Genomic DNA, 18,846 nt, shown 5'->3' on the forward strand with positions numbered 1-18,846 from the left:
AATGTCACAATTGACATTATTGGTATTATGGATTCACAGTGACTATGTAAATAAATGCTAACTCAATAGAGTTGCGTTTAGTAGTGTAAATATGTTAATATTAGTAGTAAAGAATCTAAATTTCCAAAGTTAGTGTGTTATTATGCTTGTAGGGATATTCATTGCCGGAGCAGCAGCTTGGGCTATAGTTGTATTATGTAAAAGTAGAAAAACTGGTAATAAATCAAATATAGACAACGTAGAAACAAGTACAAGTGGGGCTGCGGCTACTACTTCAGATGGAGAGTTAAGTGAAGAATTGTCTAGTTTAGATATTGCATCTTCTAAGAGTAGAGTTTTAGATAGAGAGGGGGGGGGGGGAACTAGCTTAGAAGAGAATGTAGTAAAATTATCTGGTAAATCTTCAAGAAAAAGAAATAAGAAGAAATCAACATTGAAAGAGTCAAAGAATGTTGTTCCTGATATTGATGTAAGCAGTGATGTTAATGGTATATCTGGTGCTAATTCTGAAAAAGAAGAAGGATCTTCTAGAACTGAAGAACAAGCAGCTAATTTAGACGCTAAATATTTAAGACAAGGTGCTGAGCCGAAAGTACGTCAACGTACTTCTATTAAGCAAACTAAGGCTGGTGAAAAAACTGGTGCTTTGCAATCTAGTGTTAAGAGTTCTAGTCAAAAAAGTACAAAGACACAAGATGTAGAAAGTAAAACCTCTGACAGTACTGTTGAGTGTTTTGCAAAGGTAGAAGATATTAGTAATTCGGGGAACACTAGTACTATGTCAAAAGATGATGTAACAGTGTCAGTTGAATCTGTGTCATCACAGCACTTACGTACTAGAAATACAGAAGGAAAGATTTCTAGTCACCAAGTTGGACAAAGTTCAGATGTTGAGTCCACTGGGGATCAGCATGCTTCAAAAAAGAAAGGTAAGAAAAAGAAAAAAAAGACACTTTCTGTATTGAGAGGCGTATCGGATGAGACTTTAGACACAGTACATCATACTAGTGGTGCGTTTGAGAGTACTGCAGGAGTTTTTAATCCTGCAAGTGAAGATACAGAAGGCAGTTTAGAGCAGGAATATTTAAGGCAAGGTGCAAAGCCAAAAATGCGTCAACCTGTAGCTAGTAGACAGACAAAAGGTGCTAAGAAAACTGATATAGTGCAATCTGATGTTCAAAAGGATGTAAGCGCACGAAGTTCTGACATTTTGAGTAATGTTAAACAAGATTTGAAGAGTTCGTTTCCTAAATCTTTTGATAGAAGTAATACAAAAGCAAGAAGTGTTGAAAGTGGAGAGAGGCAAGGTGTTCCATCAGAAAGTGCAGTAAAATTTGTAACTAAGACTTTAGCAGAAGCAGATTTAAGAGTTAAAGAATCGGAAATAAGAAAATCTAGTCAAAGGGGAAAAGCACAGGGTTTACATGGTGTAAGTTCTAAACCTTGTGGTGAGGGTTCTATAGAAGTTGTAGATTATAGAGAAGAAAAACGTAGAGCTCGAGTAGAGGATGTACAAGGATTTTTTGGTGGATATTTAAAGACAAGTACTGGAAAGGAGCGCGAATCAAGAAGCTTAGAAGATGTTACTGTTGTTGAATATGTAAGACGAGAAGGAGACTGTGGTGTCGTTAGTCGGGAAGATAGAAAGTCAGAGGTAGATAATGGATATTTACAGCAGGGTGCGAAACCGAAAATTTGTCGGTCCTACTCTATTAAGCAAAGAAAAGATACTGATGCGATACCATCTTGTGTACATAGAGAAGTAGAGAGCAGTGAGAAATTGCCTGGTGTCAGTGAAGGGCAGAAAACTCAAGTACTTACTTCAGTAGAAGCTAGTACACACATGACAATTAAAAGTTTTATTAGAAAACATACTAGTCACCTTTCCGCAAAGGAGTATTTTCAACAAATGGTAAAATTTAGAAAAACTGTAGAACAGTTTGCAGATATGCATTTTGTATATTCTGCTAATTTTATGTTCAATATATTTAATATAGTAGGTAATAGACTTGTATTAAAACCTGAAATTCAAAATAGTCTATTAAAAGTAACTAATAATATAAATCTATGTACTTTTATTATTAAGTTTGGGATAATTAAACAAATGGTAGGTAGATTATGTAATCTTGTTATTCTTAAGTATTTTAAGTATTGTGCCAGTCATTATTATGATCAGAGCCACATGGATGCATTCTTGATAAGTCTAATTAATTTAGGATTTTCTGACTTGAAGACTATTTCTGCACGAGTATGTAATTTCCTTTATTGCTATTCTCAAGAGTTAAAAGACAAGGCTGTTTTTAAGGTACACTCTGATAGTTTTTACTATGACATGTTAGGTATGTATATTGATATTGTAAATTCACGAGTTCAGGATACTCAGTTAAATGACTTAATTGATTTGATAAAGGTATCTTGTATTGTGCAGTTTGGGCATATGTATCATATTATTGTGCAGTCAAAAAGTATCACTACAGAATCCTGTACTGATAAAGAAATACAAGCTCTTATTTTTCAAGAAAGAAGTGTAAAACACATGCTGTTTTATGCTGTAAGGTTTGCGAGGATATGTGATAATGCAAGAATGGCATTTAGTCATTTATATAGTCCAGATGAAAAAAGAAATCCTGTGTGTGTAACATCTGGACTTGCGTTCCCACGCAATATTATTAGACCGTGTAGGGAAATTATTAATGATATTGACCATAATGTTAAAAATGGTACTATGCACTTTGGTGTATTTATGAGTAACATAGCAAATTATACTACAAGCTTATTCTTAAATTCTGAGCTAGAATTTCTTATCCGAAAAGATATAGAAACTTATAGAAAGGTTATAGCAGAACAATACTTAACTATGGGAAGCGCTGCTGAATCTTCTCGTACCCTGTAATATGAGAAATAAGCATAGTGTGCTATAAGCATTATAAACATCACAAATTTACAATGCTTATAGAATGTTGCATTAGTAAGATGTTTTAATAATAGAATAATGTTGATAAAAAGTATCTTTATGTATTTTGTGTTTTCAAATAAAGTGTTATTTTTTCATTATTCAGATGCAGTTATAATTTTTTGCATGTGTGGCATCATAATTTCTATTAATTTCTTAACTAAGTCTGCTTGTTGATTTTGTGATAGTGTTTGTTGCTCTGAGCTAATTGCAGAGTTAATTAATGGTGTTAATACTTTATTTAATTCTGGAATTGCTTGTTTGACTTCATTTTTGATGCATTCTTTCATTTTTGAGTCTATTTTTGTGTTATATCCTTTTTCTACATAGCTCATAGCACTCTCTAAACTTGAGTCTAGTGATAATTCTTCTGTCATGTTTTTGTACCTAAATTTATCGTGATAATTTAAATATTATAGTATATTTATTAATAAAATTATAACTCTTGTTGAGAATTGACTTTTTTGATATAGTTGTAACATGACGTAAGTTCTAGAGTTCTACGTCATTTTCTTTAATGCCTTATTGTAATAAGTTGTATTTTTATGTTGTGTTATGTAAAAAACTATAAGTTTATTGTAGTTAATAAAGTAAATAATATTGGTTTATAGAGTTTATATGATCAGCGCTAAAGGTGTGTTAATTATTGTTATAAATAAGCTTACTAATGTTTATATGTCTGTATTAAGTTAACCATGTACATGTAGCAATTAATTAGGTAGTAGTGCCTGCATGTTTATGGGTTTTGTTTTCTGAATTGTGAGGTAGCATGGAATGTCAAAAGTAGCAATTATTGATTTTGGGTCGCAATTTACGCAATTACTTGCTAGGAGAATAAGAGAACTAAATGTCTATTGTGAAATTTTTACACCTGATGTGGAATTTGATCTTGTAAAAGACAGTAAGGCGTTTATTTTATCTGGAGGACCTAAATCAGTTGCTAGTTTAGCGGAAATACCTAAAATTGTTCATAATATTATTGAGTTAAATAAGAAATCTTCAATTCCAGTGTTAGGTATATGCTATGGATTACAGCTTTTAAGTAATTATTTTAATTCAGCTATTGTATCTGATTGTAGTAAAGAATTTGGTAAAGCTACTTTGAATATTATAAAAGAATCAGAAATCACAAAAAATGTTTGGGAAGTAGGTAAAAGGGTTGATGTATGGATGAGCCATGCAGATAGTGTATATAATGTTCCTCGTGGTTTTGAAGTTATAGCATATAGTGTGTTGAAGAATGTAATTGCAATGATATGCAATGAAGAAAGAAAAATCTACGGCATGCAGTTTCATCCTGAAGTATATCACACTACTGATGGTATAGCATTGCTTAGTAATTTTATAAAGATAGCAGGGTGTAAAACTGATTGGACAATGAATTCCTTTTTGGATGAGCAACAACGTGTTATAAAAAAGCAAGTAGGAGATAAAAAGGTAATAGCAGCTATTAGTGGTGGGGTTGACTCTAGTGTTGCTGCTGCTTTGACTTATCGAGCCATAGGGGATCAATTGCACTGTATCTTTATTGATAATGGTCTGTTACGTTATAATGAAGCAGAAAAAATAAGTCAGTTATTAGTTAATCAATTTCAAATGCCTATCACTATTGTTGATAAATCATCAGTGTTTTTGAATAAACTTAAGTCTATTACTGATCCAGAACAAAAACGGAAAATAATAGGAAAAACATTTATTGAAGTATTTGAAGGAGAGGCAAATAAAATAGGAGGAGTAGAATTTCTAATGCAGGGAACTATATACCCTGATGTCATAGAATCTGGTGGTGCTGTGGGAAAAGAAAGTGTAACTATCAAGTCTCATCATAATGTTGGTGGATTACCTGATGTTATGAGACTGCAGCTTGTTGAGCCTCTAAAGTTGCTGTTTAAAGATGAAGTTAGATTATTGGGAAAGGAGCTTGGAATATCAGATGAAATATTGATGCGCCATCCATTTCCAGGTCCTGGACTAGCAATTAGAATAATAGGTGAAGTTACTCAAGAAAAAATAAAAATGCTACAAGCTGCTGATGATATATATATCAATCTTATAAAGAAGTACAACTTGTATAATATTATATGGCAGGCATTTGCAGTGATATTACCTGTGAAAACAGTAGGTGTTATGGGTGATAGTAGGACTTATGGTTATACTTGTGCTTTAAGAGCTGTTACTTCTAGTGATGGTATGACTGCAGGCTGTTTCCCATTTGGTGTAGATACAGATACTAAGTTAATCTTTTATGAATTTTTGCAGGAAGTAAGTAATGCAATAGTAAATAATGTTGATGGGATTAATAGAGTAGTATATGACACTACATCTAAACCTCCAGCTACAATTGAATGGGAATAGATTTTAAAAATCTTGAAAAGGGAATACAAATTATTAAAAGCTAACATTAGTTTTTTGTTTATATAGTAAGTTGATAATACTCTTGTAAGTGATATTCAATGAATTAATAAAATAGTATATGATCTGTGAATCTAACACTTTGATTGCAATTGAACATTGTGAGAAGTTAGTAGTGCAGTTATCAATGATGTTGAAGCATTAATAAGTTAATATATGACTTACATTTAACCATGCAGTTGCAATTGGATAAAGCTAAATATTTTTGTAATATTGAAAATAAAAGTTGGCTTTTTGGTTATTTATTGAGGTACTGGTACTAATTTTTCATAAATTTGAATTTGTAATGATATTATAAATAGTGGTAAAGTGTCAGGTACGTTTTAGGTATTTTTTATAGTTTAATGTATATATAGTAATCTGGTACATATTTTAACTCTTGCTATTTACAGGTTTTATCAGTAAAACTTGTTAATTTACCGAGATAAGCAGGTATAGATTTTCAAATTATAGTAGAATTCAAGTCTTATTTGGCGTGATAAGACACAAAATATGTAATATGTTTGTTTTAGATTAACATTAAGCTTTCTTTAGAAATTTAAGATGGAGAAGGTATATAACTTGTAAGTATATATAAATATGGTATTAATTTTTTATAGTTGGTGAGAGTATTATATAACTTTGTGTATTGTAAATCTTGTTGATATCTAGTGTATTAAAAAATGATTTATTTTTACGGAAAGTTAAAAATCAGTGTTGATAATATTATCGGTATGAATTTTGTGTGTAAATATCAGAAAAGAATTGGATTTTCAGTTAATATACATAAAGTTTACATTACTTCTGATAAGATTTGAAGTGTTTGAATTTTAATTTTTATCTGTTTGTGTTATATAAGCAAAATATGCGTTATTGTTATTAATTTAGGTGAAAATATGGTCAAAGAAGCAGTATTGGAATTAGATGGTCAAAAAGTGAAATTACCGGTTTTATGTGATACTAATGGAAATAAAGTTATAGATATTACTTCTTTGTATAAAGGTACAGGAATATTAACTTATGATCCAGGATTTATGTCTACTGCTGCTTGTGAGTCCAAGATTACATTTATTGATGGGAATAAGGGGATATTATGCTATAGAGGATATAATATAGCTGATTTAGTTAATAACAATAAGAGTTTTATAGAAATCGTCTATTTATTGTTTTATGGGTCTTTTCCTAGTGTTGATAATTTAAAAGATTTTATGTTACAGATTTCTCAGGAGTATATGCCTCCTGAAATGGTTTGTGATGTTATAAAGTCATTTTCACAAGATTCACATCCTATGACTATATTAATGGCATGTTTTTCTGCATTGGCATCTTATTATCATGACCAAGCAGTTGATAAAGATGGATTAAAACATCCTAAGTTAGCAGTGGCTAAGGTTGCAAGCATAATAGCAATGATTTATAGATACACGACTAATCAGGATTTTATTGAACCTAATCATGGATTGTCTTATAGTGAAAATTTTATACATATGATGTTTGATATTTCTTCTTATAAATTTACTCAAGTTGTTGCTAAAGCTTTGGATGTTATTTTTACATTACATGCTGATCATGAGCAAAATGCTTCTACTGCTACTGTTAGGTTGGCTGGTTCTTCTGGTGCTGACTTATTTGCTTGTTTGGTAGCAGGGATAGCAACTTTATGGGGGCCAGCTCATGGTGGTGCTAATGAAGCTGTGATTAATATGTTAATGGCAATTGAAAAACCAAGTAACGTAAAGCAGTTTATTCAAAAAGTAAAAGATGGTAATAAAAGTACGAGGCTAATGGGTTTTGGTCATAGGGTATATAAAAATTATGATCCACGTGCTAAGATAATTTGTGAAATTTGTAAAGAAGTCTTAAATGATTTAGGTGTAAATGATCCATTATTAGAAATAGCTTTGGAATTGGAAAATATAGCTTTGCAGGATAGTTATTTTATTGAACGTAGCTTGTATCCTAATGTGGATTTTTATTCTGGAATTATTTTAAAAGCTATTGGAATACCAGTGAGAATGTTTACTACATTATTTGCGTTGGCTAGAACATCTGGTTGGTCTGCTCAGTGGTATGAGATGGTGGCAGATAAGAATTATAAAATATGTCGTCCACGTCAGTTATATACTGGTCATATTGCAAAAATCTAGTTTTATATTTATTATATTAAAGTTATTCAATATCTGTTATTGGATTGATATGCATAGGTACTGTAAAGTGCTATGTTGTTTCTATTGGCTTATTGTGACAGAGTAGTTTTGTAATAGAGTATCTGTGATTGGGAATATAACAGTAATGTTGATGTTTAAAGTGTAGATATGATATTAAAAAATGAAATTATAGAATGTAATTATGATATAATGTTAAACAGAATATTTTATCCTATAAATAGTCCTCCTATTAATATTCTTACTTAAATGTTTTATTGGTACTAATGACGATAATTATTGATACATTGAATGATATATTAAAAACACATGAATTAGATATAGAAAATTGGTTTTCTTATAGGTTTACTAAATATCACCCCATAATAAATGTTTCGGTTGATTTAAGGATATCTGATTATAAGATTGCTCCTGTGGATACTAACATTTTTCCTGCAGGTTATAATAATTTTAATCAACAATCTCAAGTTTATACTTCTAGATTATTGAAAGAGTATATAGTTAATTATATGGATTGTAAGAAAGTTTTGATTATTGCAGAGAACCATACTAGAAATCTAAAATATGTAGATAGTTTAATTACTCTAAAAAGTATAGTTAATAATGCAGGTTTTATTGTTGAAGTTGGGATATGTGGTATAAATCAGAATGTAGAGCTTGTTTCTTCTAATGGGGATTTAATAAACTGTCTGTGTCTTGCTAATAATAATGGAGTACTTCAAGCTGGGTGTGGTTTTGTTCCTGATCTTATTTTACTTAATAATGATATGACTAGTGGTATTCCAGAAGTGCTGCGAGGGTTAAAATATCAAAATATTATTCCGTCTTTGTTTTTAGGTTGGTTTAATAGGAGTAAATCTAATCATTTTTCTATTTATCAGGAATTGTGTAAAGAATTTTGTAGTAGTTTTAAAATTGATCCTTGGTTAATTTCAACTTTATTTTCTAGTTGTAGTAATATTTGTTTTATAGATGGACAAGGTATGCATAATATTGCTGATGAAGTTGAAATAATTATTGATAAGATACATAATAAGTTCCAACTATATGGTATTAAGGAACGACCATATGTATTTATAAAAGCTGATAACGGTACTTATGGTATGGGAATTGTAGTAGCTTGCTGTAGAGATGATGTATTGACGCTTAATAAGAAAAGACGTAATAAAATGAAAAAAATCAAGGATAGTGAAGTTGTCAGTAAGGTAATAATACAGGAAGGTATTGCTACTAGAGAAATGTTTAATAATTGTGTTGCAGAGCCATTAATCTATTTTATAGGAAGTACACCTTCATGTTACTTATATAGATATCACAATGTGAAGGATAAATTCTCTAATTTAAATTCTGTAGGCTGTAATTTTATAGATGTGAGCTATCAGAAAGAAAATATGTTGAGTTGGTCTGTAATTGCAAGAATAGCTGCATTAGCTGCAGCAATTGAAATGCATAGTGTAGCAAATGTTAATATTATAAAGCAAAGTGTTTATTAGAATGTGTTACTAAAGAATATAAATTTCTGATAAAACTATGTAATAAAATATTTTATTAAAGATAATGAATTCTGATAGTTCAATATCAAGAATGTGTGATATTACAGGAGTTTCTCGACTAACATTGTAATGTTAGAGTAACTAAGTATAGAGAAATTTATTCAAATGATAAATTTGAAATATAGTTAGTATAATGAAGTTGTTGGATTGTGAAATGTAATAATTTTGCGGTATAAAGTCTGGTATACTGTTTGCAATTGTGATGTAGCTATTATTATTTATACAAAACTTATCTAGTATTATTGTAAGTGAGAACCTTTGAGAATGTTACAGTTGTTTGTTACAATAATAATTGTTGTATTGTTATATTAAATACATAAAACTATGTTAATGTATAACGATGATATTATGTGATGTTTTTACCTGTTAGTTTAATTCCAGTAGCATATGATGGTATAAAATATGGAGTTACAAAATTTATTTGTGATTCTATTTTGACTTAATGAATTTAATTAAAATGTTTATTTAAGGTAGTCTCTATATGTGTTGTGATAATGTATAATTGGGTACTTAATCCATTATTCTTCTTACAGAAATAATCTTATCTTATACTAATGATGTAGTTGGTATTGAATAATTTTATTTCTAATATTAATTTATAAGATGTTTAACCAATACAAACAATATATTTGATTATTAGATTTTGCTATATTCTTATTGTCACTTAATCAGTGGTATTGGTAATATGCTGCAATTTAATAATATAGTTTAAATACTATTCTAATGTCTATTTGAGGAATAATTGCTTATAACATGTACTGTATTTGATTGTATATTATATTGGCTTAAGAGGTATTTATTATGAATGTGTACTACTATATTACTTAATAATATGGCTTATTCTGAGAATTGATTTAACTCAATATGAATATTGTATTAGTATTTTGCAGTGTAATTATTTGCTGATGATCATTGCTGTGATGTAATATTTAAATATTACTTCTTGATTTAGATCTGATTTTTTACACTGTATTTCTATTTCTGCTAGTTTTTTTATGATGTTATTAACTTCAAAATATGAAATTGTAGATATATGTTTCTTTATTGTGGGGATTGATTTGAAAAATATTGGTGGATGAATGGATTTTAATGCTTGGTTTATTGATTCACCATCTTTTACAACCCTTATCAAGTATTCTAGTCTTAGAAAATATTTTATTAGAATCCTTATTAGAGCTATTGGAGTGAATTTATTTTTTAGTAGTATATTAGAAAATTTTGTAAAATTCTCTAGATTTTTTTCTGCAATAGATATGCATAAATCTTCTGATATTGGATCTATTTCTGTCAGTAAGCTTTCTTGAATGTCTTTTGTTGTTAAGTTTTTGTTATTTCCTATGTATAACATGAGTTTTTGAAGTTCTGGTTCTAATGCATTGCAGTTTTGTGATAAGACAGAGCATAGGTACTGCAATGTTGTGCAGTTATAATGTACTTTGTTTTGTGTAAGGAAGTCTGAGATTATAAATGCAAGATTATCATTATCGTCTTTGTAACACCCTATGGATGCAGCATTTAGTGAATTGTCATAGTATTGCCTTAAACTGGAGTCGATGGATAATTCTCCAGATGTTATAATAACATAGTTTCTTCCTATGTTGTTATTTAAAATGTTCTTAAGTTCTTGAGATATAGACTTTTCACCATTGGCTATTATTATCAACTTATTTTTACAAAACATTGATATAGTGGTCAATTCTATAAATAATGTACTTGGGTTTTTATTTACTGTTGGGTAATCTATATTACTTGTAGAAAATTCAGTATTTGTATTGATGTGTTTAATAATTTTTTCTTTATACATGTTAATCTTTCCATAATCATTTCCATAAATGAGTATGTTGTTGAAGGATTGTGGATTGTTAAAAAAAGAATGTAATTTTGATGATGTAATTTTCACTGTGTTTATTTTAATAAGGAAAATGTTAATTTTAAAAATATCTTAGTAGTGTATATCTTGACAACCTATTTTACAGATAAAAATAGCTTATTGTTATTATAAATTGAGATGTAAATTTATGTTGGTGTCAAATTTCTTGTACTATCTAGGTAAATAAATTAAAGATATAGTGTTGTTGTATCATGAGAATGTTTGTAGGTTAATAAACTATTAATTTCCCAATCATGTGATTTTGTAATATTATCTTGGTGATAGTATATTAGTGATATTATTTTATTCTATGTGGTGTGATTGCGATGTTGCTTAAATTTGAATTGATGTTAGCACTACGTTATTTGCAATCTAGCAGTAGTCAGTTTTTATGTTCTATGATTACTATACTGTCTTTAGTAGGGATTACTTTAGGAGTGGCTACTTTGATTATAGTGATGTCTGTGATGAATGGGTTTGGAGAAAAGCTATTGGATTGTGTGGTAGGTTTAAATGGCCATATAGCTATCTATTGTGATGGTAATTTTGATTATGATTACCATGAAATTACAAAATCTATTAAAGAAATTCCTGGTGTGAAATATGCTGTGCCTATTACTGAAAATCAAGCTATGATTAAATCTAGTAGCAGTGTATCTGGAGTTATAGTAAGGGGTATAGAAAAGCAGGATATAGAACGTAATAATATCATAGTAAATAATATAGTTAGAGGTGATATTGCTGAATTTAATGATGGTATTGCTATAGGTATAAAGTTAGCTGAAGTTTTACGTGTAGATTATGGAGATAAACTTACTATCATATCTTCAGAAAGTTTATCTACTGTTATAGGTAATATACCGAGAATGAAAACATATAAAGTTGTTGCGATATTTGATGTTGGAATGTATGAATTTGATAGTAGTTTAGTGTATATGCCTTTACATGCTTCACAGTTGTTTTTCCATTATGATAATAGAGTTAAAAATATAGAAGTGTCGATTTTTGATGGTAATAAATCATCTGAAATGCTAAAGCTGATAGAAAATAAAATAGATATGAAAGGTGAAGACTGGAAAATGCAGCAGGGCAGTTATTTCCATGCGTTGGAAATTGAACGTAATGTAATGTTTTTTATATTGACTTTAATTATAATAGTTGCAACATTTAATATTATTTCAAGCTTGTCTATATTAGTACAAGATAAAAAAGGAGCGATTGCTATAATGCGTACATTAGGTGTGACACGTTGTGGGATACTTAGAATATTTTGTATGTGTGGGGTTTTTATAGGGTTGATAGGCACAGTATTAGGGTGTGTAATAGGAATAGTATTTTCTTTAAATATTAATGCAATTAAAAATATTTTAGAAAAGATTAGTAATAGTAATATTTTTGATCCTATAATTTACTTTTTTGATACTTTACCTTCTGTTTTGTTGGTGGAGGATGTAGTGAAGATATCTTTATTATCATTATTTTTATCGTTAATTGCAGCTATTCTGCCTGCTAGGAAAGCTGCGTGTCAAGATCCAGCAGATATTTTGCGGCATGAATAGTAAGGTGTTAATATGGTAACAAGAGAAATATGGGGATGGTTTTTTATGGTTTTGATAACCACCTCTTGTTCTGTGTGTGCTGTTTTGTCTTACTTAGACATAAAGAAGGGTTTAGTTGAATTTAATCAGCAATTTAATCAGCAGTATAAAAGAGCTATGGAAAATGATGTACGTTCTATTTTAGTACAAGTTAATCAGAGCTTGCTTAATTCATATTTGAGTAAACAGAAAGAAAATTGTCCTGTGCAACGTATAGTTACATCAGAAAATAATGATGTTATAAGCTGTTCTAGTGAAGAATGGCTTGCAAAGCTTTTGTTGTCTGTCATTAATTTAAGAGAAGCATTTTTAGGTGATATATCAGTAAAAAGTATAATCTACTCAATAAAGCCTATGTTACTTAGACTTGATGATAGTCTGATTAATGATGCTGTTGCTGAGATTGAAAGATTAGATAGTAAAAAATTAACTACATTTAATAGGTTGAAATTTTCATTTAAAAAGATTGCTCGTGAATTACATTATTCACGTTCTAATATGGTACAAAAAGTTTTTTTTAAATGGATTGTAGTGAAAAATCAAAACGATGTACTACTTCATAATTTAAAAGAAGTGGAAAGCTACCTAGATGATAATCTTTGGAGTGATGCTTTAACTTTTGCTCAGAAAGAACTGTCATCTGTTGTAGAGCTTGAACTATGGATACAACAGTTAGAAGATATAGTATCTATGGAAAAGAGCATATCTATAATATATGATCAGTTATCACAATATATAATTAAATTACCTGGTGTTTCATGATTACAAGTCTTTTAATATTTGTTATTGTTGCACTAACTATAGGATTATGGGTAATAGATTGCGATGGTATTATCACAATAGATTGGTTAGGCTATGATATTGAGGTGAACATCTTATTTACATTTTTTGTTGTTGCTGTTTTCTTACTTGTTTTAATTCTATTAGTCAGGTTAGTTTTTTGTTTGATTCAGTCTTTATATAGATATAGAAGGGATTCACAAAACAAAAAAATGATCTTATTAGAACAAGGTTACATGTATTTAAATTGTGGGGATGTTGAAAGAGTAGAAAAGATTATAACAAAGTTAGGGAGTTTTGATCATCCATCTTTTTACTTGTTGAAGGGAAGAGTTTGTTTCGATAATAGGAAATATGGATTAGCTGAGAAGTATTTTGGGCAATTTGCAAAAATTGTTCCAATGATAGATGCGTCGTTAGGTGTACATTTATTAAATGTTATTAGTCAAGAAGAAGATCAGATTCAGCAGTTGAGTTTGTTAAGAAAAATGCTAGAAATTTTTTATAAGCAATCTTGGTCAGCTATTTTTAAATTGGAGATATATCGTCTTTCTAGAGATTGGAGTAATGCAATTGAGGAAATAAAGAAAGTAATAAAATTGAAGGTGAACTTACCTTATAATGTTCAAGACATGCTTAACATATTTTATTATGCCTTGGCGAAGCAATGTTACGATGTTCAAAGGTATGATGATGGATTAAAGGTACTTGATAACATTAAAAATTGTCAAAAATATAGTACTCCTATTGTATTACTTAAAGCTCAGTGCTATTTGAACACTGATAGGAAACGTAAAGCAGTTAGTATTCTTGAATATGAATATCGTACTAATCCGCATCCTGATATTGCTAACCTCTATTTAGATATCATGCAGCATAATAGTCATGCTATACATAAGTTATACAGTTTTAACACTGAATATTATTTTAGTATATACCTTATAGCACGAGATGCTATAAATCTAGGTGAGTATGATGCAGCAATGAAATATTTAAATAATGAATTCAAAACTCAAACATATATTTCGTTGTATTTTTTAATGTTAAAACTGAAAGTGTTATCACAAGATTATAATGAACTCTTATATTGGACAGATAAAATTGCAAAAGATGCTATATCAGAACAACATTGGAGCTGTACAAAATGTCAGTGTGTTTCTACACGTTGGCATTATGAATGTGATAATTGCAAAGGGTTTAATACTATAGTTTGGGTTTAAATTATATGGGTGTTGGAGATATTGTATTTTTTATAATATCTTGGTGGATTATTTTATTTTTAATATTACCCATAAAAGTTGAAGTGCCTGATAATCCAGTAATTGGTAGTGCAAGTAGTGCTCCAGTTAAATCTTATTTACTGATTAAATCAATCATTGCAACTGTTACTTCAGCTTTACTTACTGGTTTATATGTTTATTTAAAGATTAAGGGATACATAGATTTTGAATATATATATGATCTCATTACTTTTGTCTGAAAGAGATTATATTGTTAAAGTTTATGCTGGAAGAATATGTAAGTGATAATAGTGAATTTTTTAAAACTCTATAGATACTGCTGGTTGTTTTGTTCATGACATGGCATACTATTCTTGATGTTGTCGATAAAAATGTTACGAAGTATGATTTTGTGACACTGTGATATATTTTTCCCATTGTTGTTGAAAAAGTTATAAAAGATCTGGGCATACAGCTAAGAGAAGTGGGGTATTATCTCTCCAGTTGAGTATAGTACAATGTCAATAATGTATGATATTGTAGAGTTTGCTAGATTTTGAATGTACATCAGTTTAACTTACAACATTTCAATAATGACTCTGATTTGATTATAATAAACTTCAAGTTACAACCAAAGAAGATCTATTAAAGCAATCTCTCTCATATAAAACTGATATTTAAAGTTATTAACATAGGGAAACTTATTCAAGTTAATAGATTGGGAATATAGTGAAGGTAATCGAAGTCTCCGAGTTAAATTATAATATATGATAACTTTGTTAAATTCAGTAAATGTTAAGTTTACTAGTTTTTCTAGATATAGGTGCTAATTGTTTATAATAGTGATAGTAACATTAACCATACAGTGTCTATGTAAACTTTGATAAATGGTGTTATCTAAGTGAAAGGGTTTGAAAGTATTGCAAGCACAGTTGTTTATTATGGTAGTAATTGTTGTCTTGTTTATTAATATATAAAATACTTGACTGCTACTCTGATAATGTATAACATTTTGCTGTTTTATGTTTCCTTTAAAAGCTTATGACTCAGTATAGAGGTGGCTATATAGCATCTTGTTATGCTCAAGCATTGTTTAGTGTATCAGATGTTAACTCTATTTGTAAGGATGTAGAGTTTGTTATAAGTGTTCTTGAAAATGACAATAATGTTGCTATGTTTTTGTCTAGTCCTAGAGTATCAAAAGAAAGTAAAATAAGCCTTATTAAGGTGATTGGTGATTATATTGACTCTATATTAGTCAAGTTCATGATAATTGTTATTGAAAGTAATAGAGGAAATATATTACTACAAATTTTTAGTGCTTTTCTTGATTTAGTAAGAAAATATAATAAAGAAGTTAATATATCTGTTACTTCTTGTGCTTTACTGACAAAACAGGAAGAGGAAGGTATATGTAATGCGTTGCTTGAAAGGTATGGCAAGGTTGTTGGTATCACAAATAACTTAGATCCTAGCATTTTAGGTGGCTTTATTATTAGGGTAAATTTTGACGTTATAGATGTGTCGTTAAATAGTTATTTACAAAGTTTAAGGGAACTTAGTAAAATGTCTGTATGTAGTATAAGTGAATAATAAGGTAAAATAATGAATAATACTATATCTCCAGGTGAAGTGTTAAGAGTTATTAAGGAGCGTATTGAAAATTTTGATAATCAAGTAAAAGCTGATAGTGTAGGTGAAGTTATATCTATTAAAGATGGGATAGCTATAGTATATGGTTTAGAGAAAGCAAAGTTTGGAGAAGTAGTAGTTTTTACTAATGGGGTTACAGGTATAGTATTAGGATTGGATTGTGATACTGCTAGTGTAGTTATATTTGGTAATGAGAGAAGTGTTGGAGAAGGTGATACAGCAAAATGTACAGGGAAATTAATGGATGTCCCTGTTGGATTTGAGCTTTTAGGAAGGGTAGTTGATGCTTTAGGTAACCCTATTGATGGTGCTGGCAATGTTGACAGTAAAATTAGGTTGCCAGTAGAAATTAAAGCACCAGGTATTATTGCAAGACAATCTGTTAGTGAACCTTTGCAGACTGGTATTAAAGTTATAGATATGCTAATACCAATAGGTCGTGGTCAACGTGAATTGATTATAGGTGATAGGAAAACAGGAAAAACTGCAATAGCAATTGATACTATTATTAATCAGAAATTGCATAATGATACTGTTTCAGAAAAGGAAAAAGTATACTGTATTTATGTTGCAATAGGACAAAAAAATTCTGCTATTGCAAGAATAGTTGATAAGCTACGTGTAAGTGGAGCTTTAGAATATACAATTGTTGTTGCTGCTGGAGCTTCTGATACTGTGTCGTTTCAATATCTAGCTCCATATGCTGCTTGTGCAATGGGTGAGTTTTTTAGAGATAATGGAATGCACTGTTTGATTGTGTATGATGATTTATCAAAACATGCTGTTGCTTATAGGCAGATGTCTTTATTGTTAAGGCGTCCTCCTGGTCGTGAAGCGTATCCTGGTGATGTGTTTTTCTTACATTCTAGGTTGTTGGAAAGAGCAGCTAAAATGTCAGATGAAAAAGGTGCGGGTTCGTTGACTGCTTTACCAATAATTGAAACGCAAGCTGGTGATGTGTCTGCTTATGTTCCAACTAATGTAATTTCAATTACTGATGGTCAGATTTTCCTTGAGTCTGAAATTTTTTATAAAGGGTTCCGTCCGGCTGTAAATGTTGGATTATCTGTTTCAAGGGTAGGTTCTGCTGCGCAGATTAAGTCTGTTAAAAAAGTTGCAGGTTCTGTAAAGTTAAGTTTAGCTCAATATAGAGAGTTAGAAGATTTTGCAAAATTTGGGTCTGATATTGATGTGCATTCTAAAAAAGTGCTAGATAGAGGTAGGAGAATGATGGAGTTGTTGAAGCAGAAACAGTATTCTCCATTATCCGTAGCAGAACAGGTTGCTGTGATATTTGCTGGTACAAGTGGTTGTTTAGATGATATTAGTGTGAACAATGTAGGTAAATTTGAGGAAATGCTTTTAAAGGAACTCAATGAAAATTATCCGGATGTGTTAAGTAATATATCGAATAATTTTACTGATGATGTAAAAGACTTGTTATTAGACATTATAAGTAAGGTTACTTCTAGTTTTAAGTAATTCTCTGTTATATGGTATGGCTTATGAATAACTATATGAATGAAAGATTCCCTATTACAAAAAGTGGGTTTGAAAAGCTTGAGTTAGAGTTAGAGTCATTAAAACATGAGAGGCCTAAGATTATTAAATCTATTTCTGAGGCACGTGAATTAGGGGATTTGTCTGAAAATGCAGAATATCATGCTGCTCGTGAAAGACAAGGATTAATAGAAAGTAAGATAATGGAACTGGAGTCAAAGAGATCTAGAGCTGAGGTTATAGATGTGTCAAATCTGTCAGGTGATACTGTTATGTTTGGGGCAACTGTAACTATGTCTATATATGATGAACAAACTGGTAATACTGATGAGGTAGTCTATAAGATTGTTGGTGAATATGAAGTTGACATCTCTAAACAAATGATTTCAATAAAATCTCCTTTGGTTTTATCATTATTAGGAAAAAAGGAAGGTGATGTTGTAGAAGTTAGAACTCCAAAAGGTGATTATAAAATATATAAAATTATAAAGATTGAATTTATATAAAGAAGGTTAGAGAGTTAATGGGTATTATTGTATCAGAAAGTTCAAGTTTTATTTCTCCTATAGAGCATATTATTGAGGATGCTAGACAAGGTAAAATATTCATTTTGATTGATGATGAACAGAGAGAAAATGAAGGTGATTTAGTAATCTTAGCGGAGAAAGTAACGAGTGATGCAATTAATTTCATGATAACTCATGGTAGTGGTATTGTATGTTTATCTATTACAGAAGATTTGATGTGTAAGTTAGGATTGGAGTTTATACCAAAAAGGCATGTTAATGATAATAGCGCATCTTTTGCCACTTCTATAGATGTTCGTTATGGTATTACTACTGGTGTTTCTGCTCATGATAGAGCGAGTACTATCCTTAGGGTTGTTGATCAAAATGTTACGAAGGATGATTTTGTAACACCAGGTCATATTTTCCCAATTGTTGCTAAAAAAGGTGGAGTGCTTGAGAGATCTGGGCATACAGAAGCAAGTGTTGAAATTGCAAAAATTGCAGGGTTAGCTCCAGTAGCTGTAGTATGTGAGTTAATGAATCCTGATGGTACAATGTCAAGGATGCCTGATATTATAGAGTTTTCTCAACGTTATAACGTTAAGGTTACTAGTATAGAAAAGCTTATTCAATATGTAAAAGCACATTAATATG

General features: G+C 30.1%; 13 protein-coding genes and 1 pseudogene. 12 read left to right on the forward strand and 2 right to left on the reverse strand.

Translation table 11 applies throughout. The features are described from left to right. Positions 1-142 precede the first annotated feature (142 nt). Positions 143-2,893, forward strand: a complete 2,751-nt coding sequence (locus tag ECAJ_RS00390) for a DUF3514 domain-containing protein (protein WP_011304201.1) — start codon at positions 143-145, stop codon at positions 2,891-2,893. A gap of 158 nt (positions 2,894-3,051) precedes the next feature. On the opposite strand, the gene ECAJ_RS00395 is transcribed toward ECAJ_RS00390, so the two are convergent. Beyond that, positions 3,052-3,330, reverse strand: coding sequence for a hypothetical protein (locus ECAJ_RS00395; RefSeq protein ID WP_011304202.1), 279 nt, complete (start codon positions 3,328-3,330; stop codon positions 3,052-3,054). 397 nt (positions 3,331-3,727) lie between these two features. Here ECAJ_RS00395 and guaA point away from each other — a divergent pair, with 397 nt between their 5' ends. The 3 genes from guaA to gshA all read left to right on the forward strand — a co-directional run bounded on the left by guaA (position 3,728) and on the right by gshA (position 9,002). Then, positions 3,728-5,308 (forward strand): glutamine-hydrolyzing GMP synthase, encoded by a 1,581-nt coding sequence (gene guaA / locus ECAJ_RS00400; protein WP_011304203.1) that lies wholly within the window; start codon positions 3,728-3,730, stop codon positions 5,306-5,308. A 932-nt stretch (positions 5,309-6,240) separates the two neighbouring features. Next, positions 6,241-7,491 carry a citrate synthase gene (locus ECAJ_RS00405; RefSeq protein WP_011304204.1) on the forward strand — a complete coding sequence of 417 codons (1,251 nt, stop codon included), beginning with the start codon at positions 6,241-6,243 and terminating at the stop codon, positions 7,489-7,491. 284 nt (positions 7,492-7,775) lie between these two features. Then, entirely contained in the window at positions 7,776-9,002 is a 1,227-nt protein-coding gene (gshA, locus tag ECAJ_RS00410) for a glutamate--cysteine ligase (RefSeq protein WP_011304205.1), read from the forward strand. A 955-nt stretch (positions 9,003-9,957) separates the two neighbouring features. On the opposite strand, the gene holA is transcribed toward gshA, so the two are convergent. Further along, complete coding sequence (holA, locus tag ECAJ_RS00415) at positions 9,958-10,962, reverse strand: DNA polymerase III subunit delta (protein WP_011304206.1); 1,005 nt, start codon at positions 10,960-10,962, stop codon at positions 9,958-9,960. Positions 10,963-11,258: 296 nt separating this feature from the next. Here holA and ECAJ_RS00420 point away from each other — a divergent pair, with 296 nt between their 5' ends. The 8 genes and pseudogenes from ECAJ_RS00420 to ribB all read left to right on the forward strand — a co-directional run bounded on the left by ECAJ_RS00420 (position 11,259) and on the right by ribB (position 18,842). After that, positions 11,259-12,491, forward strand: a complete 1,233-nt coding sequence (locus ECAJ_RS00420) for a lipoprotein-releasing ABC transporter permease subunit (protein ID WP_011304207.1) — start codon at positions 11,259-11,261, stop codon at positions 12,489-12,491. 12 nt (positions 12,492-12,503) lie between these two features. Then, entirely contained in the window at positions 12,504-13,292 is a 789-nt protein-coding gene (locus tag ECAJ_RS00425) for a hypothetical protein (RefSeq protein ID WP_011304208.1), read from the forward strand. Further along, positions 13,289-14,530: a heme biosynthesis HemY N-terminal domain-containing protein gene (locus ECAJ_RS00430; RefSeq protein WP_011304209.1), complete on the forward strand. Its 1,242-nt coding sequence runs from the start codon at positions 13,289-13,291 to the stop codon at positions 14,528-14,530. Before ECAJ_RS00425 ends, ECAJ_RS00430 begins: the two co-directional genes overlap by 4 nt. Positions 14,531-14,535: 5 nt before the next feature. Then, positions 14,536-14,790, forward strand: coding sequence for a DUF1467 family protein (locus tag ECAJ_RS00435; RefSeq protein WP_011304210.1), 255 nt, complete (start codon positions 14,536-14,538; stop codon positions 14,788-14,790). Between the two features lie 781 nt (positions 14,791-15,571). Next, positions 15,572-16,136 (forward strand): annotated as a pseudogene (gene atpH / locus ECAJ_RS00440) (ATP synthase F1 subunit delta). Beyond that, complete coding sequence (gene atpA / locus ECAJ_RS00445; protein ID WP_011304212.1) at positions 16,136-17,665, forward strand: F0F1 ATP synthase subunit alpha; 1,530 nt, start codon at positions 16,136-16,138, stop codon at positions 17,663-17,665. Before atpH ends, atpA begins: the two are co-directional and overlap by 1 nt. A 23-nt stretch (positions 17,666-17,688) precedes the next feature. Further along, positions 17,689-18,189 carry a transcription elongation factor GreA gene (greA, locus tag ECAJ_RS00450; protein WP_044261943.1) on the forward strand — a complete coding sequence of 167 codons (501 nt, stop codon included), beginning with the start codon at positions 17,689-17,691 and terminating at the stop codon, positions 18,187-18,189. 17 nt (positions 18,190-18,206) lie between these two features. After that, positions 18,207-18,842 carry a 3,4-dihydroxy-2-butanone-4-phosphate synthase gene (gene ribB, locus ECAJ_RS00455; RefSeq protein ID WP_011304214.1) on the forward strand — a complete coding sequence of 212 codons (636 nt, stop codon included), beginning with the start codon at positions 18,207-18,209 and terminating at the stop codon, positions 18,840-18,842. Positions 18,843-18,846 lie beyond the last annotated feature (4 nt).

Origin of the sequence: Ehrlichia canis str. Jake, from assembly GCF_000012565.1 — a bacterium.
Lineage (GTDB): Bacteria > Pseudomonadota > Alphaproteobacteria > Rickettsiales > Anaplasmataceae > Ehrlichia > Ehrlichia canis.